This window comes from Melioribacter sp., from assembly GCF_049325435.1.
Taxonomy (GTDB): Bacteria; Bacteroidota; Ignavibacteria; order Ignavibacteriales; family Melioribacteraceae; genus Melioribacter; species Melioribacter roseus.
In genome coordinates, this window is record NZ_JBMOLD010000018.1 from 18,703 (window position 1) to 39,681 (window position 20,979).

Consider the following 20,979-nt stretch of genomic DNA (forward strand, 5'->3'; position numbering starts at 1 on the left):
CATTTTTTGCTACGACGCAGTCAGATTACCTCCTCCTTCCTTTTTATTGCTACATAAAATAAGCCAGAAGAACAGACATAAAAACGAAGCAAAGATCCAATAGGCGACTTTTGTCTCGATGTCAATCATAAGCGATCCGACGACGGGTCCTGCAATAGTGCCGATACCGTAAAACATGACATAGTATCCGTTTGCTTCCGCAATATAATGTCGGTTCACTTTTTCCATTGTATAATTAAGTCCCAGTGTATAATATGCCGGCACTATTCCGCCAATTAAGAAAAATAGAACGACCAAGTAAACAAAATTTGTGTGAAAAAGCGGAAAGACGAAAAGCAGGGCTAATATTAAGGATACGGCGGAAAGGAGATTCGTTTTGTTTACTTTATCTGCCATGTATCCGATAAGATAAAGCAGTATTATGCCTCCAATCACGAACGACGTTAAAAAAGAAGACACTTCGGTTGTGTCGTAGGAGCTTCTCAAACCGTATATCGGTATTACAACCACAAGCGAAGACTCCATTATGCCGTAAACTGCGGAGGAGACTAAACTGATTAAAGGCATATCCCTCAACCGCATTTTACGATTATTTGAATTTCCGCCGGCGAATTGAAAATCTTCAAAGAACAAAAAATATAAGATCCAGACTATAAACATTACCGCCGAACCGATAACGAAAGGCACCCAGTCGGAAATTTCCAATGTCCATATTAAAAGCGTTCCCAGGGCAATTCCGATGGATAAAAGCACTACATAAATTCCTGTGTTTTTTCCGCGGTTGGAAGAGTCGCTGTAGTAATTTATTATGAACTCGGTAGATACGAAAATTATCGTACCGCCTATACCCATTAAAAATTTAACCGATAGCAAGACAGGATAATTGTGCCAATATATATGTGCAAGAGCTCCGGCTGTCCATATAAAGAATCCGATTAACCCAATTTTCCTAATGCTGTATTTTTTAAGCAGCCTGCCCGCAAGCGGGGAAAACAACACGATGCTGACGTAACCGGCAGTAGTGGCTATGCCCGTTAAGAGAGCCGGAGTCTCGGCTTTTTCTAACAGAATAACCGTAACCGGATTGATTAAACCGAATCCGATTCCTCCTATTGCAATTCCAATGAGCGACAGATAGAAATTTTTGTGCATAAATAAATCCATATTACCCGGCAAAAATACGAAGAATAGATTAATGGATAATAATTATATAATTTTGTACGATAAGATTGAAAGGATGGCTAATGAAGGACAGAAAACCGGAATTGCTTGCTCCCGCCGGAAATTGGAGTATGCTCAATGCGGCAATTAAAGCCGGGGCGGACGCCGTTTATCTCGGTGTAGAAAGTTTGAATATGCGCGCCCTTGCAAAGAATTTCGAATTGAATGAACTGCCGGAAATAGTAAAACACTGTAAAGACAACGGCGTTGACGTTCATTTGACATTAAATACGATTGTATATGAAAACGAACTCGAAGAACTCGAGGAAATAATAATAAAAGCTAAAGCCGCCGGAGTAGACCTTGTAATCGGGTGGGACTTTTCGGTAATTCGGCTATGCAAAAAACACGGCGTTCCTTTTTGTATCAGCACTCAAGCTTCGATATCCAATTCCGTAAGCGCGGAATTCTTCCGGCAGCTCGGCGCAAAACGAATAGTTCTTGCGCGCGAATGTTCGCTCGATCAAATCAAAGAAATAAAGAATAAAGTCGACATTGAAATAGAGACGTTTGTTCACGGCGCAATGTGTATTGCCGTAAGCGGACGCTGCTTTATGAGTCACGAAGTATTTAATAAAAGCGCCAATCGCGGCGAGTGCCTGCAACCATGCAGAAGGGAATACGAAATTAAGGACAGCGACGAAAAATTTTCTATGATACTCGGCGAAAATTATGTCCTCTCTCCGAAAGACTTATGTACAATCGATTTTATTGAACTCCTGATTGAAGCTGGCATCGATTCTTTTAAAATCGAAGGCAGAAAGAGAAGTCCGGAATATATCCATAAAGTAGTTTCTGCATACAGAAAAGCAATCGACCTCTACTACGAAAATAAACTGAACGATGAAATTAAATCGGAGTTGAAAAACAAATTGACCGAAGTATATAACCGAGGATTCTCTGCGGGTTTTTATCTGGGCGCCCCCGGCGAAATAGATTACGCGGAGGCATACGGCAGTTTAGCTACAACTCGAAAAAGATTTATTGGCAGAGTAATTAATTATTATAAGAAGAATAAGGTTGCTCACATAGTTATTGACGCCGACCAACTGGAAACCGGCGATGAACTCTACATAATCGGCAATACGACAGGCGTGGTGGAACTCAAGGTAAATTCAATGCTGAAAGACGACGAACCGAAAAACAAAGCGGTCAAAGGCGAGGATGTTACAATTTATTGTGAAGAAAAAGTTAGGGAAAACGATAAGGTCTACAAAATAATCAAAGTTAATTGACCCAGTCTAGTCCGGGTTTAGACCTTTTGATTCCGAAGCTGTCGAGCGCTTCGTCGAGCGTATCGAAAATCTTGAAAACTTTATCCATGCGCGTAATTACAAACACTAGCGAAGGCGCTTCTTTGTTGTATACCAAGCGTAAATCCCCTTGAATCGAGTTGATTTTTTTCAATAAAGATACCATCGCCCCCAAAAATGTGGAGTCGATATACTCGCAAATAGTCAGATCAATTATTACTTTGTTGCTGCCCCGATCAATTAATTCCGTGACGAATTCTTTAAATTTTACCGCCTTGGCAAGCGTGGCTCTTTTGAGATATACGTACACTACGGTAACGTCTTCGAACTGTTCGGATTTAAATTCCATAATATCAGATTTAATAATTTACTGCGGTAAATATAATGAAATTTATGTTAACTGAGTATAGGCAAAGTTTATTCAAAAAAAAGGTGAAGGCAAAAAACCTTCACCTATTAAGGACGGAGCCCAATTTGCATTGGGTAAGTTTGTTTGTGTGCGGTAAATAAGCCGCAAAATTTATGCCGTAAGCTATTAAAGGCATTAGGGGCTGAATATTTTGAGTATCGGTGCGAAAAAAATGCGCAGCAAAGGAAAAATATGCGTGTGTTTTAAAAGCCCAGACTTATTCCAAAGAAGACGGTGTTTGTATTTGCGTCATAGGAGACTGTTTTGCCAAAAGTTTCTTCGTCTTTATCGAAGATTAACATATCTACCTGGCTGTAGATCCAAAGCGCCGCGTATGAAATTATTAATGCGTTTCTGATTTTATAGGCATTGTTATAATCGTTGTAGCGGGAGGGGATTAAAATCTTGTTGGTTTCGTTGAGATAACTTTTCTCTTTTTGATTGGTATCGTATATGAAGTAGATCATTCCGGCAAGATTTAACAACGATACCGAAGTTATAACCGCTCCTTTCGTAGAAAATTCTCTTGAAAGATGACCCCAACCCGGCAATATCAGGTTTTTTAATCGGGCAAAATTTTGTGACTGCGTCTTTTCTTTTAACGCTTCGGTGGGTTTTGCCGATGTCGAGTCGGATTGAACCGGTTGCTTCGGCCTATAATTCAATTTAACCTGATCGAAAAGCGAGATCAGTTTTGGAGAAATTATTAACGGATCGGGTGAATAATTCGGGTTTATATTTAGAATTTCCTCGAAGTTTTTTGCAGCGGAGTCTTCCCTGGCGATAGAGTAATAAGAAACGGCTCTCATCAAATAAATATCAATCGCTAACGAATCGGGCAGGTTTTTATCGCTTTTAAGCAAAGAATCCGAAAGCTGTATTACTTTTTCGTATTCGAATAAATTGAATTCTTTTTTGAGAGCTTCGTAAGAAATAACCTGCGCAAATAAAGACGACCACGCGAAAATCGATAATATGATTAAATAGAATTTTTGTTTCATTTCATAAGAACGATTTTTCTGGATAATTGAAAGTCTTCGCCCGCTAATCTCAGCAAATAAATACCGGAACCGACTTTGTTTCCGTATCTGTCGACCCCGCTCCAGATTAAATTATGTCGACCGGCGTTCAATTCGCCTTTTTTCAAATTGATTAACAGCTCGCCTGTAGGAGAATAAATGTCGAGCGAAATATACGAACTTTTGGCAAGTTCAAACGTGATCTTCGTTTCGGGATTAAAAGGATTGGGATAATTTTGATGCAATGTGTTTTGATACGGCAAGACGTCGTCGTCCTGATTGAGCGTGGTAGGACTGTTGACGAGTTTTTCGATTTGCGGGACTATGTTGCCTTGCGGATCGATTCCTCCGAAGACTAAAATCGTGCCGTAGTAATTTACAGCCATCGGGTAACGGCGCGGTATTCTCAGAGAAGCAAACTGGGATATGAGTATTGAACCGCCGCTGAGAAATTCGACCGCTTCGACTTTGCTGAGCGCCGGCTCGGATTCGTTGTATCCTCCGATAATCAAAGCTTTTTTCAAAAAGCTGTTGTAAATCGCAACGCCGCCTGCGCGCGGCGTCTGTAGCACATTGTCGAGTTTTACGAATTCTTTGTTTTCAAGGTCGAGCCTGTTTATCTGGTTTAATGCTCCGTGAAGAATTCCGCCGAAGATATAAATATATTTATTGTAAAGGACGGTCATTTGTTGTTCGGGCAAGTTTGCGCTTATTGTACCATAGGTAAAATTAATTTCTTTGTTTTTCAAATCGTAACCTACGATGTAAGGCATTTCGGCGTCTATACCGGGAACCGGATTTCCGCCTATTATGTAGAGCTCGTCGTTTTTGATATGACCCGTCGAGTAGCGCCTAGCGAAAATTAGCGACGTATCATAAATTTCCGGCTCCGATGGGTATGATTTGAAATTCCATGCTCCGATATTATTTTTGAGCAACGACGTATCGGTTACTCCTCCGAAATAGAAAATGGAATTTCCCCAAATGTCTGCCACAAACTCCGAACGCGGCTGATCCAGATTCCCCGCTATTTTCCATTGTCCGTTTATTACGTCGTATTCCTGAATCCAATCTACAGGCTGATTCGAAGCGTCGCGTCCGCCGAGGAGATAGAAATATTGATTGTTCTTTGAGGTGGTATCGAAAACCACCTGACCTCCCGAAACGGGGTAGGGCATATTGTGTCCGGGAATTATTTGCCATTGATAATATTGGCTAAATAACGGTTGCGTGAGCAATATTAAAATTAGTATCAGTTTTTTCATTTGCTGCCTGCGTTTTAAATTCTTTTATCAATTATTATACCAGTCATTTCTTGTAGAGTATAAATTTTAAACCGAGAGTATCTCCCTGTTTCAAATAAACGGTTGTGTCGACATCTGCAAAATTAGGGTTTGTAATTTTTAATCTGACGAAACCGGGATTTACCTTAATGTATTCCTTAAACGGGGTTTGACCTTTGTAGTTCCCGTTTATATAGACGTTTCCCCACGGATTTACTTTAATATCCAGGAATCCGAGAAGCGATTCCAGGGAGATTTTCAGATTCATAAGTTTATTGTTTTCAATTCTTAATATATCCGAGTAAATCGGGTAATCGGGATGAACCAGTTTCAATGTATGCTCTCCTGCGGGTAAGGTCAACGGCTTTTTCAACGGAGTGGTTTCGATTTTCTCGCCGTCTATATAAACATCAGCCCAGGGATAGCATTCTATAAAGAGTCCGCCTTCCCCCGTCTCATTAGCCGGCAGCAGCTGTTCTTCCGCTGACTTGCTTGCCGTTTCAGTATTGTTATTAGTCTTTTCGGGCTCTCTGATTTCATTCGACTGATTATGTTCCGGCTCGGTATTTTTAACCGGGGTATTATCTTTTGCGGAGGCGTCTAAATTCGACGTAATTTCTTTTTCGGGCTGATTAAGTTCCGGAGTTGCTTCTTCTTTTACTATAATCGTAACTGCAATGATTATAATAAGCAGCGCAATCAAAGGCGCAATTATACCGTATCTTCTCTTCGATAGCACAGGTTTTGCCTGTTTCTCGATTTCGACAGGTTCGTCTTTTACATTGAGTTTATTAAGAACTTCTTTCGCCGATTCAAATCTCGCCGCCGGTTTTTTCTTCAAAAGATTTGTAAGTATATCTTTGATGTCTTCGTCGAGTCCTTCGAGATTTTCTTTAATCGCATCCTCATTGAAAGACATTATTTCGTTTAACGTAAGCGTGACGTTGTCTTTCAGAAACGGATTTTTCCCGGTATACAATTCATAAATAACAACGCCGGCGGAAAATAAATCGCTCTTGTGCGTCAATTGCGACCCCGATACCTGCTCGGGCGACATGTAGCTCGGCGTGCCCACAATGGAATACGGACTTGTAACAAAATTGTCTTCGGCAGAAAGCGCGAGACCGAAATCCCCCAGTTTGAGATTCAGGTTTTTGTCGACGAATATATTTTCGGGCTTGATATCGCGATGAATGATTCGATTCGCATGAGCAAAGTTCAACGCTTTAAAGAGCTGGACGGTTAACCGTCGTTTTTCTTCTTTGCTTAAATCGGATTCCTGCAATACGTTTCGCAGGCTTTTGCCTTCGATATATTCGAATGAGATATAAAAGAATTCTTTTGAAGTTCCGAAGTCGAGAACTTTGATGATATTCGGGTGGTCGAGTCGCGCAAGCAATTTGGCTTCTCGCTTAAAGCGTTCGACCAATGAAGGATCGGAAATCTTGGCGGTGTTCAGAACTTTGAGTATAATTTTTTTGCTCAAATAAATATGATTGGCGAGATAGACGCCTGCGTGTTCGTCTTTTTTGAGAACTTCCAGAATTTCGAACTTCTCGAACATTATTTCCGGATTACCGCTCATCGGCTTTTTGTTCCATCTCTTTCAGTTTCATTTGGATCCAGCGCACCGAAACTCCGAGAGATTTTGCTGTTAAAGTCCTGTTTCCGTTGAATTCTTCGAGTCGCTTTTTCAAAAGCATCATTTCGAAATCGCGCAGAGTGCCCTTGAAATCCATAAGCTCCTGCGTGCCTTCGAGGATTATATGGTCGGCGGTTATTTTTTGGGAATCGCATAGTATAACCGCTCGCTGAATAACGTTAATCAGTTGACGAATATTCCCCGGCCAGTAATAATTTTCGAGTTTTTTTATTGCCGCGGGTTCAATCGGGATGTTTTTGCCTGAAATCTTTTTAATAAAATGAGTAGCCAGCAGGGGAATGTCCTCCCGCCGTTCCCGCAGAGGCGGCATTACAATCGGAAATACATTGAGCCTGTAAAAAAGGTCTTCGCGAAATTTACCTTCTTTGACAAGCGCGGACAAATCCTTGTTGGTCGCCGCTATAATCCTTACGTTTACATTTTTTACTTTGGTGTCGCCCAGTCTAATAATTTCTTTGTTTTCCAAAACTCTCAGCAATTTGGCTTGAAGGGCGGTAGAGATATCCGCAATTTCGTCGAGAAAGAAAGTGCCGTTATCAGCCGCTTCGAGCAGTCCCTGCTTGTCGGCGGTCGCTCCGGTAAAAGCTCCTTTTTTATACCCGAAGAGTTCGCTTTCGAGAAGGCTGTCGGGTATAGAACCGCAGAATTGCGCCAGAAACGGAAAGTCTTTTCTTTTACTGAGCTGGTGAATTGCCTTTGCGGCAATTTCTTTTCCTGTGCCGCTTTCTCCTGTAATTAATACAGTCGCGTCGGTCTGGGCTACTTTATGAATAACCTGAGTCAGATTTTTCATTACCACGCTACGACCGACCATCTCGGGTATTTCTTCGACGGACTCGAGTTTGTTTATCAGAATTCTGTTTTCGCGTTCGAGTTCTTCCAGTTTTAATATTCTGTCGAGCGCCAGCGACAGCAGGTTCGAAAAAAAATTCAGAAATATCAAATTCTCTTCGGTGAATTCCTGCCGGTTTTTTGTGCTGTCGGCAATTATTACTCCCCACACTTTATCGTCCCTGATAATTGGAACGCCGATTACCGATTTTATACTGTGAATCTGAACGCTTGCAAATTGCGAGAGATTCGGGTCGCCCATAACGTCGTGATAAAGCAAAGGTCTTTTTTCCGAAATTACTTTTTGTAAAATGCCGGATGAAAATTGATTCAAATCGGTTATCGATTCATTTGAAATTTTTCGCGCGCTTATGATCGAGAAATTATTTTCTTCTTCATTGTACTTGACAAACAGACCGCGTTCGGCATTTATTATATTGATTACTATATCCATTGCGTCTTCAATCAGAGAATCCTGTCCCGGCGACGAGTTCAATATCTGACTGAATTGAAACAATGCCTCGAATTCTTCCTTGTCGAGATTTTTTATGTGATTGATATTTTGAGGAATAAATTTCATTTCACTTTACCGTAAATGTTCCCGGTTTTGAAATAGAGTTGTTGTTGTAATCGTCGATGCACCAGATTACCCAGTAATAATCTCCTGCTGGCAACGAGGTTTCGCATACCTGCTCTATTGCGTCTTTTGAAATATTGTCTTTTTCCCAAACAAGAATCGGAGAAAGTTCGTCCGTATAAACTTGTATTTTGAATCTGAATTTGAATCCCGGCGTAAAGCGTTTCCATTTAAATGTAGGGCTGGCGCCGGTTTCCGCTTTGTTGACGGGACTTTCTATCGATATTTCCTGATTGATTATTCTCTTGATATTCGATTTGCCTACATTAAACTCTCTGGCAAATTTGTCTTTTACCAGAATAGTGAAATCGAATCCGATGAGATCTTCTAACGAGGCAACTTTTAAATCCGTAGTTCGAAATGTGTTCTCAAAATATCCGTTGTCGGGATTAAAGACCAGCCGTTTTTTGAATCCGAGCGAATTATTCGCCGCAAAAACCGTGTCGATGTCGTTTTCGTTGTCGGTAATGGTCGCCTGAACGATCATTCTGTAATTTTTTACGTCCGGATATTTATTCTGCACGCTCGAATAAATTTGCAGGTTTTGCAAAACGGGCGTCGAGTTGAGGTATTTATCGTCGGCTAATTTGGAAGACGAAGTGGAGAATTCAACGTAAAGCGAGTCGTTACTGTAGCCGTCCTTTTCAAAATAGAGCCAGCCGTTTTCCGGTTCAATGTCTCTGAACTCATAAAATCCGGAGGAATTCGTTTGAGTTATTATCGATTTGTTTTTCCAGAATACCGTTACGCCTGGTATCGGTTTGCGCGGCAGAGAAAGAGTCCTGACGTATCCGTACAGGCGGACTTTTGTGTAATTAAGAATTTTTTCCTGCGCTCTTATATTGTTGCCGCCGTTCCATTCAATATAAACCGAATCGGGACTCAGTCCGTCTTTTTCGAATTTAATCCATCCGTCTTTTATTGTAATGCCGGAAAGTTTATAATATCCGAGAGAATTAGAATAAGTGATTATATTTTGATTCTGCCAGATTACCCTTACATTCGAAGCGGGGTTTCGGGGCGCCGAATAGACAAAGCCGTCGATGGAACCCAGCGAGGGCGAAAGGAATATATTTTCAAGGTGCTTAATGTTTGCGCCGCTCCAGATAACATAAACGGAGTCGGCAAAGTATCCTTCCTTTTCAAAAATCAACCAACCGTCTTCAAGCGAAATTTCATTGAATTTATAAAAGCCGTTTGAGTTTGTGAATACAAGCAAATTCTGATTTTTCCAATATACTTTTACGTCGGAAAGTTCGCCGCCCGAACCGGAGTAAACATAACCGTCAAGCTGCCCCACGGTCGGAAACAGCACCAGATTGTCGATACGCACCTTATTTCGATTTTCCCAGCTCAAGTAAACCGAATCCTCCGCATAGCCTTTTTTTTCAAAATAAATCCAACCGTCTTCCATTTGTACGTCTTCAATCAGATAGTAGCCTTCTTCGTTTGTAAGCGAAAATTTGTTCTGGTTTTTCCAATAAACTTTTGCGTTTGCCAAGCGCTGATTGTTTATTGTAAAGACATAGCCGTCAAAAGAACCGATTCTATAAGAAAGCTGAAATTCCAGATTGCCGATGTGTTTGCCCGAATTCCAGTTGATAAAAACCGAATCTTTCGTCATGCCGTCTTTTTCTACAAAGAGCCATCCTTCGGACAAAGTCAGGTTTTCGAGTTTGAATTTTCCGGTTGAATCCGAAAGAGAGTACACATTTTGATTCGACCAGGTAATCCTGGCATTGGCAATCGGAAGTTTGGATTCGCCCGACAGATAAACCGCGCCTTCAACCGAACCGAGATTATTGTCCGGATTTTCGGGGTCGAAGGGATTCAAATGCGGAGCGTCGCACGAAACAAACGCCGCCAAAACCAAAAGAAATAATATCTGCTTTTTCATCTAATTGATTAAAATTGACTCTATTAAGATATGATATTTGCGCAAAATTTTCGCAATGCGAAAATTTTTTTGGGTAATTATCTCATTTAGCAATAAATTTTACCTTTTAGATAGAGAACAGCATTGCCTTTAATCCTTGTTCGGTCTTCCAGGTAATGGCAAATTAATTCGCCCCCTCGCTTCGAAACCTGGCGCGCGGTTAAAGTTTTTTTGTCTAATTTTTCGGACCAATAAGGCGTTAGAACGGTATGAGCCGAGCCGGTAACCGGATCTTCGTCGATACCTTCGTTTGGCACAAATACTCTCGAGACGAAATCGACTTCTTTTCCTCTTGCAGAAATGATTACGGCATGTCGGTGCAATTTTTTAATAGCTTCGATGTCGGGAATATAATTGCGAACAAAATCTTCGTCGTCGAAAATCAACAGAAGGAAAAAACCGTCTTCGAGCGATTCGATCGGTTTTCTGCCAAAACATTCGAATGTTCCTTCGGGAGCAGCCGTCGGTTTCGGTTTGTGAGAAGGGAAATCGAGCGTTAAATAATCATTTTCTTTCGAGACAGAAAGAAGTCCGCTTTTTGAAACGAAATTTAAAACCCGCGCATTCTTTTCGATGAAATTGAAAATGACAAACGCAGCGGCGAGCGTGGCGTGACCGCAAAGAGGAACTTCCGAAACCGGCGTCATCCAACGAATTTTGTAATTGTCCCCGTTTTTGATAAAAAACGCCGTCTCCGAAAGATTGTTTTCCGCCGCAATTTTTTGCATTAAATTATCGTCGAGCCAATTTTCCAGAGGCACAACAGCGGCGGGATTGCCTTTGAATAATTCTGACGTAAAAGCGTCGACCTGGTAAATATCGAGTTCCATTTCCGTTCCGTTTTAATACAGTTCTTCGTCGTCTTCGAAGTCGTCGCCGAATAGATCGTCGATATCGATATCCTCGTCGTCTAAATCGACATTGTCGATGTCCACCAGCGGCGGTTCGTCTTCCGAATCCGCTTTTTCATCGTCATCGGCGGAAATATATTCGTCGTCTTCGCTGAAAAAAGTATCCCGCTTAGAATAATTCTCGTCCATTCGGTCCATTACCTGTCCAACCAGCTCGTCGGTTATATCGCTCTTCATTTGTTTTACTGAAGGTTTCGCCCCGAGCGAATCTTCGGCTGCGGGAGTCGATTCCCATAATTCCTCGATGTTTTTCTTGTCGAGCTTAGAGAGAAATTTGTCGATTTCTTTTTCAATCGTATTTATATGTTTTTGCTCCCACTCGCCCTCTTCGGTTAATTGACTTTTCATGAAGTCCCAGAAAGAGCCGCTTCTTTTGCCCGGTTCCGGGAGTTTCTTTAAAGACGTGATTACATCGTCGACTAATTTTTTCATTGTCTTGGACATAAATTCCTCTCATTTAAAATGATATCATAAAAATAGTTTTACTGACAAAGGATAATATATATATAGAAAAGAAATAATGAAAATATAATTTCCGTTAAGCGCAAATTTATTATTTTGGAAGTAGAAAAAAATGCCCCTGTAGTTCAAAGGATAGAACGCGAGCCTCCGGAGCTCGAGATGTGGGTTCGATTCCCGCCGGGGGTACAGATTTTCTCCATATTGTAAGGATAGCTATGTCTTTCAAAAAAACTCTCACTCAATTCCCCCGCAATTTCTGGACAGTAATCACAATGGAATTTTTTGAGCGAGGCTCATATTACGGCGTTATGTCTGTCCTGTCGGTTTATCTTGTCATAAGCCAAGACGAAGGCGGGCTCGGATTTTCAAAAGAGAGCGTGGGTATAATCAAAAGCACCATTACGCCGCTGCTTTATTTTTTGCCCATTCTCTCCGGAGCAATAGCCGACAGATTCGGCTATAAAAAAACTCTTATGTTTGCATTCGTACTTATGAGCAGCGGATATTTTTTGACTTCTCTTTTTACTTCTTACGGACTGGTTTTTGCAAGTTTGATTTTGATGGCGATCGGCGCGGGATTTTTTAAGCCCGTTATATCGGGTACGATTGCGCGCAGCACGGACAAATCGAATTCAACGCTTGCTTTCGGAATATTTTATTGGACAATTAATCTGGGCGCGTTTTTATTCCCTCTTATTCTCGTACCGATGCTGAAGCAAATATCGTGGTCGTATATTTTCGTAATGGCGGCTGTGGGAACGGGCTGGCTTATTTTGCTCAACATATTTGTGTACAAGGAACCGGAAAAACCGAGCAATACAAAGTCGTTGGCGCGGGTTCTTGTCGATATGGTAAAAGTTCTCGGAGATTTCAGATTCGTAATTATGATTGTAATTTATTCGGGATTCTGGATTCTCTATTTCCAACAGTTCGACACGGTGCTCTGGTACGTAAGAGAATATGTGGATACAACGCCGGTAAATAATCTTGTAAATTCCGCTCTCGGAATCTTTGTTTCGAATCCGAATTGGAAATTCGACGTGGAACATGTAACGGTTATTAATGCCGGCACAATCATTTTACTGCAGATATTCATTTCCAATCTGGTAAAAAACAAGAAGGCGCTGCCTACAATGATTACGGGTATAGCTCTCGGAACAATAGGAATGGGAATACTCGCAATTTCAACTCACCCTTACGTTTTTATTCTGGGAATTTTTATTTTTTCCGTCGGCGAAATGACCGCGCATCCTAAATTTATAAGTTACGTGGGTCTTATTGCTCCGGAGGATAAAAAGGCGCTCTATCTTGGTTATGCGTTTCTTTACGGTGTAATCGGCAGCGGAATAGGAGGCGTTCTTGGAGCAAACCTGTATGTTCACTTTGTCGACAATTTGAAAAATCCCCAAATCTTATGGCTCATTTTCAGTTCTATAGGACTTGCCACAATTGTCGGCTTGCTTTTATACAACAAATTTTTGCGTCCCAAAACAGAAGATGTGTAAGAAAATATGAAGCGAAAAATTATTTCGTTATTGTTATTCGTTATCGTTATGCCTGTTTTTTCTCAACAGGAAAATGTGCCTTTAGACCACCCGGTCTATATTTTCTTAAAAGAAATGAAAGTCAAAGGTATTCTTGACAATATTTATGAAGACAATTCCAATTTATCCCGCAAAGAGGTGTGGAACTTTCTTGAGAACATACGGAAGAAGAGTAACGAACTGTCCGGAACAGAAACGGGATTGCTCGCCAAATTCGCGGAGGAATTCGACCCGGCGCAATCGAATGTCGTTAATCTGATTGACGGAGCGGGATTGAAAGGTCTGTTTGAAGACAGGGTTAAAAACGCGTTTTCGTATAACGACAAAAACGCAAATCTTTACTTCGAAATACTGGGCCGCGCTATGCACGGACAAATTGTTAAACCAAAAATCAATAATTCCGAATTGCTCGATATCGGATTTCGCATGCGCGGTACATTGTTCGGAAAATTGGGTTACAGTATGACGATACAAAAAGGCGGAGTGTGGGGCTCTTCAGGCAAAGCGCCGATTTTCGACCCGAGGTTGAATTACAATTTCAAATTCTACGAGAACATCGAGAATATTTCCAATTACGATTTTACCGAAGGATATTTGCGCTACAATACCGAACCTGCGGAAGGGATGGATCTGGCTTTTCAAATCGGTAGGGAAAAAATAAAACTCGGCTACGGCTACGGAGAGCCGCTCGCGCTTACCGGCAATCATCCTTATATCGATTTTATCAGGATGAATTTTCGCTACGGCATATTAAACTTCTATTCGTTGCACGGTTCAACAGTGGGTGAATTTCATGAAGACCGCTCTCTCAATTACACAAAATATATCGCTTATAATAAATTTACCCTCTCGTTTCCGGGATTGTTTAATGCCGGTATAGGCGAAGCGGTTATCTATACGGGCAGGAGTCTCGATTTGGCGTATTTGAATCCGTTTGCGTTCTATAAATTCGAAGAAATGTCGTTGCAGGACAGGGATAACGGCGTTCTGTTTCTGGATATGCAAACAAAATTCTTGAAAAATCTCGAATTGCAGGGAACGTTTTTCCTCGATGAAAATATCCTGTCGCACCTGCAGGAACTGAATCTTTATTCGAATAAAACGGCTTACCAAATCGGCGCTTTCTGGTATTCGCCGTTCGGTTTGGATGATTTATCGTTGATTGCGGAATATACTAAAATAAGACCGTATGTTTATTCGCATATCACTTTTAAAAATTCTTATACGGCCCACAGCCAGCTTTTAGGGCACCGGATCGGACCAAATTCCGACGAGTTGCTTATTAAAACCGCTTATAATGTGAACGAAAAATTGAGATTGGAAGCGGAATACAGATACGTAAGAAACGGCGAAAATATATACGACGCATTGGGCAACTTGGTGTTCAACGCGGGCGGCGATCCGCTTGTGTCGCACCGTCAGGGCATTGACCCCGAACATATCGATTTCCTCGACGGGATAAGGTTCGGCAACGATTTAATATTGCTAACCATAAAATACGAACCCGTGAGGGATTTCCACTTCGAAGTTTCCTACTTTTATCATTCCACAAAAAACATAACGGAAAATCGCCGGAATGACAATCGGCATTTTTACATTAAAATGTACTTCGATTTATAATTGGATTTTAATTTAGGAAGGGGATAGAGGGAAGCTGAGGAAAGAGATGTCGAGGGCAAAACATCTCTCTGAGCATGCTCCCCTCTATATAGTAGTTGAGGGTGTTTTAAACTTTTTTCTGTTTTGAGTCAGTAAGAATTTACTTAGACAAATATAAAAAGAACATAATAAAAAGCCACAAAAAAATTCGAGAAAAATTTTTACACCGCTTTGTTTTTTTCTTTTTCTTTAACGTCCGAAATAACGGTTTTCAATATTTTCAAAAAACTGTCGAATTCTGTCAACTTGTCAAAATTGTAATCAACACCCAGGTCGAAAAATCTTTTCCTTAGTATCGGAATGTCGTACGACGTCAAAAGAATTATAACAGCGTCTTTGTTTTTCGATTTGGTTAACTCGATTACTTTTTTCAACTCGCCTTCGGTGCTGTCGCCGTCAATAATTACAATATCAAAAGAACACTTGGATAATTCTTTAACCGTTCCGTAGAGATTACGTGTCAAAATAACATCTGCCTGCGAATTAATCAACTCAATTTGTTTAGCGATAATTTTTCTTACGTCATTTGAATATTCGAAAACAAGTAATCTCATACAACTACAACCGGCTTAAATTTTATCAGCAACTTAAAGAACAAACGGAAGGCGTCAAATAGTAAAAAAATTATTTTTGCGTCGAAAATCGCTCGCAAATACCGTAGTAAAATTACTACTCAACCGTTCCGTTGCCGCCCAATTTTTTCAGCGTCGATATCAGTTTTTCAATATCGGCGGACTTGTCGAAAAAATATTCGGCTTCTTTAGCGGCTTTCCTGAAAATAGGATCGGTATAGTTTGTAAACATTATGACAATCGGCTTGGAATTTAATCCGCTCTTGATTTTGTACAAAATGTCGATGCCGCTTTGTTCGCCGAGATTGATGTCGAGAATCAAAATGTCGGGCGTTTCGTCGACAATTTTTTCTATGGCAGATTGATAGTCTTCGGCTTCGTCGTAGAGCTCAATTCCTTCTATTGAGTCGATAATCTTTTTAAGATTATGTCGTACAATATGAGAATCGTCAACGATCAGCACTTTTTTCATTATCGGTTCTGCCGTTTTTAAATAAATAAATTAAGTCGTAATAAATATAAAACTCGCGTTTGAAGAAAAAAGTAGCAAAAATAATTAAAGAGGCGTAGTAAAATTACTACGAGTTATACTCGTTAATGTTATGCTGAATAGCGAAGCGGATAAGGTCGGCGGTCGATTTCAGATCGAGTTTTTCAAGAATACGGCTACGGTAGGTGTTTACTGTCGAGACGCTCAGATTCAGATCGCGGGCAATATCGGTTTGCGATTTGCCGGTAGAGATTAATTTTAGAATTAACATTTCCCTGTCGGATAAAAGCTCTAGCGGCTCTTTGTCGGCTTTATTCTCTTCGAGGTCTTCGGCAAGTTTTTCGGCAAGAGTCTGCGAGATGTATTTTCTGCCCGATGAAATTTTACGAATAGCATTAATTATCTCGTCGACTGCGGAATCCTTTGTAATATAACCCGAGGCGCCCGCTTTTAAAGTTCTTTTGGCGAATTGGTCTTCCGGCATCATTGTCATTACAAGAATCTTGCTTTCGGGCAGGAGAGTTTTAATATCCTTCAACACATCGAGCCCGCTTCTGCCCGGCATAGACAGATCGAGTATAATCAGGTCGGGTTTTAATTTCATTACGTCGTCTATGATATCGAGAGGATTGCCGGTTTCTCCGACTACCTTCATGTCGGATTCGTGTTTTATTAAATTCTTAATGCCCTCTCTTATCAAAGAGTGATCGTCGGCTATATATATAGTTAACATAACTAACCTTAATTATGGTTATAATCTAAGGTTATTTTAGCTAAAAAATAAAAAAATTTGTGATATCTGTCATAATTTTAATGTGATGACTGTTCCTTCCCCTTTTTTACTTTCGATTTCGAAGGAGGCGCCAATCGAAGCGGCGCGTTCCTGCATTCCCATCAATCCGAACGTCTTTTTGCCTCTCAGCGCTTTATTATCGAAGCCAATGCCGTTGTCTTTAATTGTTAGACGGACAGAGTTTCCTTCTTTTATTAGCGAGACGGTTACTTTTGTAGCTTTCGAATGTCTGCCGATGTTTGTCAGAGCTTCCTGAATAATTCTGAATATGACCAGTTCTTTTTCAGAATCGAGTTGAATCGATTCGTGAGAGTATTTATAACTGCAGTCGATTTTTGAAGTTTTCTTGAAATTTTCCACCAGCCATTCAACAGCGGGAACCAATCCGAGTTTATCGAGCACTTCGGGTCTCAATTCCGTTATCATTTTTCTTACGCCCTTAACCGCACGATCAATGAGCTCCGACATCGAATCCAATTCTGAGACAACGGTAGACATGTCCATTATTTGTTTTTCGTTAATGTCTTTTTTTATAATCGATAAATTCATTTTAAGGGACGTCAACAATTGACCCAATTCGTCGTGCATTTCACGAGCTATGGCGGCTCTTTCGGATTCTCTGAGCGTTTGCATGTGCAATACCAGCTGCCTGTATCGTTCTCTGGATTCGTTCAAACTTGCTTCTGCATTCTTCATTTCCGTAATGTCGAATGCCGTTCCGATTACTGCCGGTTTATTCTTGAATGTGATTGTGCCTGCGGAAAAGTCGATCCAACGCTCACTGCCATCCTTTGTAATTATTTTGAATGAATATCTGCCGGGTACGGAATCCCCTTTCAGTCGAGCTATTCCCGTTTTCATTACTTCGTTTCGGAAATCAGGATGAATAATATCCCAAATTTCCATTCCCATTAATTCCTCTTTAGAATAGCCGGTCATTATTTCGGTGTATGGATTTAGATAAACAAATTTTTTGCCCTGGTAGATAAAAATGGCGCTCGACGTCGTCTCGGTTAAAATGCGGAATTTCTCTTCGTTTTCCTGAAGCGCTTTTTCAGCCAGATACTGGTCGGTTATGTCGATTGACATTACGAGCCGGTAATTTCCCCCGAGCGTATAAGGCAATGCATGAGAACTGATTTCGACATAGATGATTGTGCCGTCCTTCTTTCGATGACGCCATCCCCGGTGTCTCTGCGTCGGTTCGGTATCTTCGCGTACGCTTCTAATCAGGTATGGAACATCTTCTATGGGTCTAATATCTGCAATTGTCATGTTGAGAAATTCTTCTCTGGAATAACCGTAATGATATACCGCGGAGTCGTTAACTTCAACAAATTTCATTGTTTCGACGTCGTAAATCCACATCGGATGGGGATTGTCAATAAATAAAATTCTGAATTTTTTTTCGCTTTCTTTAAGCGCATTTTCGATTTTATAGCGTTCCGTAATGTCTTCGACCGTGCAAACGACTCCTTCGAATTCATTGTCCGGACTTTTTAACGGCGTGGAATTGACCGACAAAATTTTGAAACCTTCTGCGCTTTTGTAACCGTAAAGATTATTTCTGATGGCGGCGCCGCTTGTTTTTACGATGTTAAACGGAAGTGCGGAATCCTCTAGTTTTTCTCCTTCGGCCGTATAAAAAGTAAGTTCGTCCGAATGACAGTTTTTGTTTACCAGGTTGTCTTTATTAGCCGAAAGAATGGTTTGGGCGGCTTCGTTTGCAAAGGTTATTATGCCGTTTTGATTGACGGAGATAATGCCGACGGGACTAGTTTCCAGTATTTGGTTCAGAAGCTCTCTGTTGCGAACTACTTCTTCCTCTTTTCTTTTTATTTCCGTTACATCGATTACCATCGACATCAGCCCGTTGTATTCTCCTTTTGAATCGTAAAGCGGGGTGTCGTACCATTCGCAGAGAATAAGTCTGCCGTCTTTAGTTATATTCTGCTCTGTCGATTTTTGAGTTTCTTTCTTCTTAATCAATTCCCGAAAATGCCTTGCGATTTCCGAACGCATTTCCGGAGGCGTAATCAATTCGTGAATTTTCTTGTTCGTCGTCTCTTCTTTTTTATAGCCGAAAATTTTTTCAGCTGTGGGATTCCACTCCTTTATTGTAAAGTCGGGATTGAGAATTATCATGCCGATTGGCATTCTTTCGAATTCCAATTGCAATTGACTCAGCAAATATTCCTTTTCTTCTTTGAGCTTTTTAAATTCTGAAATATCGGTATGGGTGCCGATCATACGGAGCGGTTTGCCGTCTTTGTCCCACTCAAAAATCTTACCGCGGTCTAAAATCCATTTGTAAGAGCCGTCTTTTGTTCGAAGTCTGCTTTCCACAGAATAAATATCCGACCTGCCTTCCAGGTAATCTTTCAGCTTTTTTAGAACAATTTCTTTATCCTCGGGATGAAGCCGACTTTCCCATTCAAGATAATCGTGTTCTATTTCGTCCTCGCTGTAACCGAGCATTGTCTTCCAATTTTTCGAAAAAAATACTTCGTTTGTTTTAATATTCCAGTCCCACACTCCGTCGCCGGCTCCTTCGAAAGCATAGTTCCATCTCTTTTCCTGCTCAATCAATTCTTCATTTTGCTGGAGTATTTGTTTAGTGTCGTATTGGAGTAAATAATAAAGTATCAGAGCGGTAAGAAGTATATAGGCAACTGCTTGTGTAATTGCGGCAATTTTTAATGTATCGGGGTCGGTCTCAATATCAAAGGTCAGGAGTATTGAGATTACAGTGAAGGCGGAACTTACAAGAAAATAAATCAATGCGATTTTCAGGGGTCTTTTCTTCAAAAAATTTGTAAATTTAGCAGGACTGTTGTTGTCCATAGAGCCACCGCGGGCAAATTAGGGTAATTTTTTTATTTAATATAAATAAAATTTTGTTTTATTTTCCGTAATGATACTTTCAAATTGAATTATTATCATCCCAATTTATTTATGGAGAACCAATGAAAAGACATATTTCATTTTTATTCCTGTTTCTGATATCCGGTTTTATTACGGCTCAAACTAAAAAAATCGAGTTTGTCCATTATAAACTCGATAACGGTTTGAATGTCATTTTGCACCGGGATAACTCGACTCCGATCGTAGCCGTTACGGTGTTGTATCACGTCGGAAGCAAAAACGAAGACCCGGAACGTACGGGCTTTGCGCATTTTTTCGAACATCTGATGTTCGAGGGCTCGCCCAATATTGGGAGGGGAGAATATTTTAAGATTGTGGAATCTGCCGGAGGGCAATTGAATGCAAATACTTCATTCGACAGAACTTTTTATTATGAAATACTCCCTTCGAATCAGCTTGAACTTGGGCTCTATCTCGAATCCGAAAGGATGCTTCATCTGAAAATCGACAGTATCGGAGTGGAAACCCAGAGGAAAGTGGTTAAAGAAGAAAGAAAACAGAGCTACGAAAACCGTCCTTACGGTTCGCTGCTCGAAAAGATATTCAGCAACGCATATAAAGTGCATCCGTACAGATGGATTCCGATCGGAAGCGCGCAATATATCGACCAGGCAAAGCTGGAAGAATTCATAGAATTCTATAAGACGTTTTACGTGCCTGAAAATGCTACGCTTTCGATAGCGGGCGACATCGATATTGAAGAAACCAAAAAACTGGTTGAAAAATATTTCGGCGATATTCCAAGAGGGAATAAACCGATTCCGAGACCTGAAGTAGTCGAGCCGCCTCAGCAAAAAGAAATAAGGGAAATAGTCTACGACAACGTACAACTTCCGATGGTTGTGCTTGCATATCACATTCCCGAACAGGGAACGCCCGATTATTACGCATTGCGCCTGCTGACGACTCTGTTGTCGGGAGGAGAAAGCGCTCGTCTTCAAAAGGAAATAAAGGATAAAAAGCAGATGGCTTTGGCGGTCGGTTCGATTCCCCTGTCTCTGGAAGACCCCGGACTTTTTATTGTTTACGGACTTACGAACGTAGGCGTTAAAGCCGAAGATCTGGAGAATGCTATTGAATCGGAAATCGATAAAGTAAAAAAAGAATTGATAAGCGAGTACGAATTCCAAAAAGTGCGCAATCAAATTGAATCGGATTTTGTCAATCAAAATTCGAGAGTCGCTGGCATTGCAGAAAATCTTGCCGACTATCTGGTTTATTTCGGCGATCCGAATCTGATTAATACGGAAATCGAACGTTATATGAAAGTTACACGCGAAGATATTAAACGCGTAGCCAATAAATACTTCACGAAAGAAAACAGAGTCGTTCTTTATTATTTGCCCAAATCAATGGAAAAGAAATAAAAAT

17 protein-coding genes and 1 tRNA gene are annotated in these 20,979 nt (G+C 40.8%); 5 read left to right on the forward strand and 13 right to left on the reverse strand.

All coding sequences use genetic code 11. From position 1 onward, the window contains the following. Positions 1–9: 9 nt before the first annotated feature. Positions 10–1,152, reverse strand: a complete 1,143-nt coding sequence (locus ACOYVE_RS13215) for an MFS transporter (RefSeq protein ID WP_422882339.1) — start codon at positions 1,150–1,152, stop codon at positions 10–12. A gap of 92 nt (positions 1,153–1,244) precedes the next feature. On the opposite strand from ACOYVE_RS13215, the gene ACOYVE_RS13220 reads away from it, so the two are divergent. After that, a complete protein-coding gene (locus ACOYVE_RS13220) occupies positions 1,245–2,456 on the forward strand; it encodes a peptidase U32 family protein (RefSeq protein WP_422882341.1) in 1,212 nt (403 codons plus the stop codon). Here the strand turns inward: ACOYVE_RS13220 and ACOYVE_RS13225 are convergent. From ACOYVE_RS13225 to ACOYVE_RS13260, 8 genes are all read right to left on the reverse strand, one after another. Continuing rightward, positions 2,449–2,823 carry an STAS domain-containing protein gene (locus ACOYVE_RS13225; protein WP_014855904.1) on the reverse strand — a complete coding sequence of 125 codons (375 nt, stop codon included), beginning with the start codon at positions 2,821–2,823 and terminating at the stop codon, positions 2,449–2,451. The genes ACOYVE_RS13220 and ACOYVE_RS13225 overlap by 8 nt on opposite strands. A 263-nt stretch (positions 2,824–3,086) precedes the next feature. Beyond that, a complete protein-coding gene (locus ACOYVE_RS13230; RefSeq protein WP_014855905.1) occupies positions 3,087–3,884 on the reverse strand; it encodes a hypothetical protein in 798 nt (265 codons plus the stop codon). Next, on the reverse strand, positions 3,881–5,167 hold the full coding sequence (locus tag ACOYVE_RS13235) for a T9SS type A sorting domain-containing protein (protein WP_014855906.1): 1,287 nt from the start codon (positions 5,165–5,167) through the stop codon (positions 3,881–3,883). Before ACOYVE_RS13235 ends, ACOYVE_RS13230 begins: the two co-directional genes overlap by 4 nt. Before the next feature lie 43 nt (positions 5,168–5,210). Then, the gene (locus ACOYVE_RS13240) at positions 5,211–6,749 is read right to left on the reverse strand and encodes a serine/threonine-protein kinase (protein WP_422882344.1); all 1,539 of its coding nucleotides are present in this window, start codon (positions 6,747–6,749) and stop codon (positions 5,211–5,213) included. Between the two features lie 10 nt (positions 6,750–6,759). Next, the gene (locus ACOYVE_RS13245; RefSeq protein WP_014855908.1) at positions 6,760–8,259 is read right to left on the reverse strand and encodes a sigma-54 interaction domain-containing protein; all 1,500 of its coding nucleotides are present in this window, start codon (positions 8,257–8,259) and stop codon (positions 6,760–6,762) included. A 1-nt stretch (position 8,260) separates the two neighbouring features. Continuing rightward, a complete protein-coding gene (locus ACOYVE_RS13250; RefSeq protein WP_014855909.1) occupies positions 8,261–10,213 on the reverse strand; it encodes a hypothetical protein in 1,953 nt (650 codons plus the stop codon). Between the two features lie 86 nt (positions 10,214–10,299). After that, a complete protein-coding gene (locus ACOYVE_RS13255) occupies positions 10,300–11,082 on the reverse strand; it encodes a PhzF family phenazine biosynthesis protein (RefSeq protein WP_422882345.1) in 783 nt (260 codons plus the stop codon). A gap of 12 nt (positions 11,083–11,094) precedes the next feature. Beyond that, positions 11,095–11,607 (reverse strand): hypothetical protein, encoded by a 513-nt coding sequence (locus tag ACOYVE_RS13260; RefSeq protein ID WP_014855911.1) that lies wholly within the window; start codon positions 11,605–11,607, stop codon positions 11,095–11,097. A 132-nt stretch (positions 11,608–11,739) separates the two neighbouring features. Between ACOYVE_RS13260 and ACOYVE_RS13265 the strand changes: the two genes are divergently transcribed. From ACOYVE_RS13265 to ACOYVE_RS13275, 3 genes are all read left to right on the forward strand, one after another. Continuing rightward, positions 11,740–11,811, forward strand: a tRNA-Arg gene (locus tag ACOYVE_RS13265). A 29-nt stretch (positions 11,812–11,840) separates the two neighbouring features. After that, on the forward strand, positions 11,841–13,130 hold the full coding sequence (locus ACOYVE_RS13270; protein WP_014855912.1) for an MFS transporter: 1,290 nt from the start codon (positions 11,841–11,843) through the stop codon (positions 13,128–13,130). A gap of 6 nt (positions 13,131–13,136) precedes the next feature. After that, positions 13,137–14,789: a capsule assembly Wzi family protein gene (locus tag ACOYVE_RS13275; RefSeq protein WP_014855913.1), complete on the forward strand. Its 1,653-nt coding sequence runs from the start codon at positions 13,137–13,139 to the stop codon at positions 14,787–14,789. Between the two features lie 200 nt (positions 14,790–14,989). Here ACOYVE_RS13275 and ACOYVE_RS13280 read toward each other — a convergent pair whose 3' ends face one another. The 4 genes from ACOYVE_RS13280 to ACOYVE_RS13295 form a co-directional block, all read right to left on the reverse strand. After that, positions 14,990–15,382, reverse strand: a complete 393-nt coding sequence (locus ACOYVE_RS13280) for a hypothetical protein (RefSeq protein ID WP_422882347.1) — start codon at positions 15,380–15,382, stop codon at positions 14,990–14,992. Positions 15,383–15,497: 115 nt separating this feature from the next. Further along, complete coding sequence (locus ACOYVE_RS13285) at positions 15,498–15,872, reverse strand: response regulator (protein ID WP_014855915.1); 375 nt, start codon at positions 15,870–15,872, stop codon at positions 15,498–15,500. A 106-nt stretch (positions 15,873–15,978) separates the two neighbouring features. Continuing rightward, complete coding sequence (locus tag ACOYVE_RS13290; RefSeq protein ID WP_041355942.1) at positions 15,979–16,623, reverse strand: response regulator; 645 nt, start codon at positions 16,621–16,623, stop codon at positions 15,979–15,981. Between the two features lie 69 nt (positions 16,624–16,692). After that, on the reverse strand, positions 16,693–19,527 hold the full coding sequence (locus tag ACOYVE_RS13295; RefSeq protein WP_422882349.1) for a PAS domain-containing sensor histidine kinase: 2,835 nt from the start codon (positions 19,525–19,527) through the stop codon (positions 16,693–16,695). 122 nt (positions 19,528–19,649) lie between these two features. Between ACOYVE_RS13295 and ACOYVE_RS13300 the strand changes: the two genes are divergently transcribed. Continuing rightward, positions 19,650–20,975: a M16 family metallopeptidase gene (locus ACOYVE_RS13300; protein WP_422882351.1), complete on the forward strand. Its 1,326-nt coding sequence runs from the start codon at positions 19,650–19,652 to the stop codon at positions 20,973–20,975. The last annotated feature ends 4 nt before the right edge of the window (positions 20,976–20,979 follow it).

Coding starts and splice junctions, on each gene's coding strand:
- ACOYVE_RS13215 (WP_422882339.1), bottom strand. CDS start 1,152: ATGCACAAAAATTTCTATCTGTCGCTCATTGGAATTGCAATAGGAGGA.
- ACOYVE_RS13270 (WP_014855912.1), top strand. CDS start 11,841: ATGTCTTTCAAAAAAACTCTCACTCAATTCCCCCGCAATTTCTGGACA.
- ACOYVE_RS13290 (WP_041355942.1), bottom strand. CDS start 16,623: ATGTTAACTATATATATAGCCGACGATCACTCTTTGATAAGAGAGGGC.
- ACOYVE_RS13235 (WP_014855906.1), bottom strand. CDS start 5,167: ATGAAAAAACTGATACTAATTTTAATATTGCTCACGCAACCGTTATTT.
- ACOYVE_RS13250 (WP_014855909.1), bottom strand. CDS start 10,213: ATGAAAAAGCAGATATTATTTCTTTTGGTTTTGGCGGCGTTTGTTTCG.
- ACOYVE_RS13245 (WP_014855908.1), bottom strand. CDS start 8,259: ATGAAATTTATTCCTCAAAATATCAATCACATAAAAAATCTCGACAAG.
- ACOYVE_RS13230 (WP_014855905.1), bottom strand. CDS start 3,884: ATGAAACAAAAATTCTATTTAATCATATTATCGATTTTCGCGTGGTCG.
- ACOYVE_RS13255 (WP_422882345.1), bottom strand. CDS start 11,082: ATGGAACTCGATATTTACCAGGTCGACGCTTTTACGTCAGAATTATTC.
- ACOYVE_RS13260 (WP_014855911.1), bottom strand. CDS start 11,607: ATGTCCAAGACAATGAAAAAATTAGTCGACGATGTAATCACGTCTTTA.
- ACOYVE_RS13220 (WP_422882341.1), top strand. CDS start 1,245: ATGAAGGACAGAAAACCGGAATTGCTTGCTCCCGCCGGAAATTGGAGT.
- ACOYVE_RS13280 (WP_422882347.1), bottom strand. CDS start 15,382: ATGAGATTACTTGTTTTCGAATATTCAAATGACGTAAGAAAAATTATC.
- ACOYVE_RS13275 (WP_014855913.1), top strand. CDS start 13,137: ATGAAGCGAAAAATTATTTCGTTATTGTTATTCGTTATCGTTATGCCT.
- ACOYVE_RS13225 (WP_014855904.1), bottom strand. CDS start 2,823: ATGGAATTTAAATCCGAACAGTTCGAAGACGTTACCGTAGTGTACGTA.
- ACOYVE_RS13300 (WP_422882351.1), top strand. CDS start 19,650: ATGAAAAGACATATTTCATTTTTATTCCTGTTTCTGATATCCGGTTTT.
- ACOYVE_RS13240 (WP_422882344.1), bottom strand. CDS start 6,749: ATGTTCGAGAAGTTCGAAATTCTGGAAGTTCTCAAAAAAGACGAACAC.
- ACOYVE_RS13285 (WP_014855915.1), bottom strand. CDS start 15,872: ATGAAAAAAGTGCTGATCGTTGACGATTCTCATATTGTACGACATAAT.
- ACOYVE_RS13295 (WP_422882349.1), bottom strand. CDS start 19,527: ATGGACAACAACAGTCCTGCTAAATTTACAAATTTTTTGAAGAAAAGA.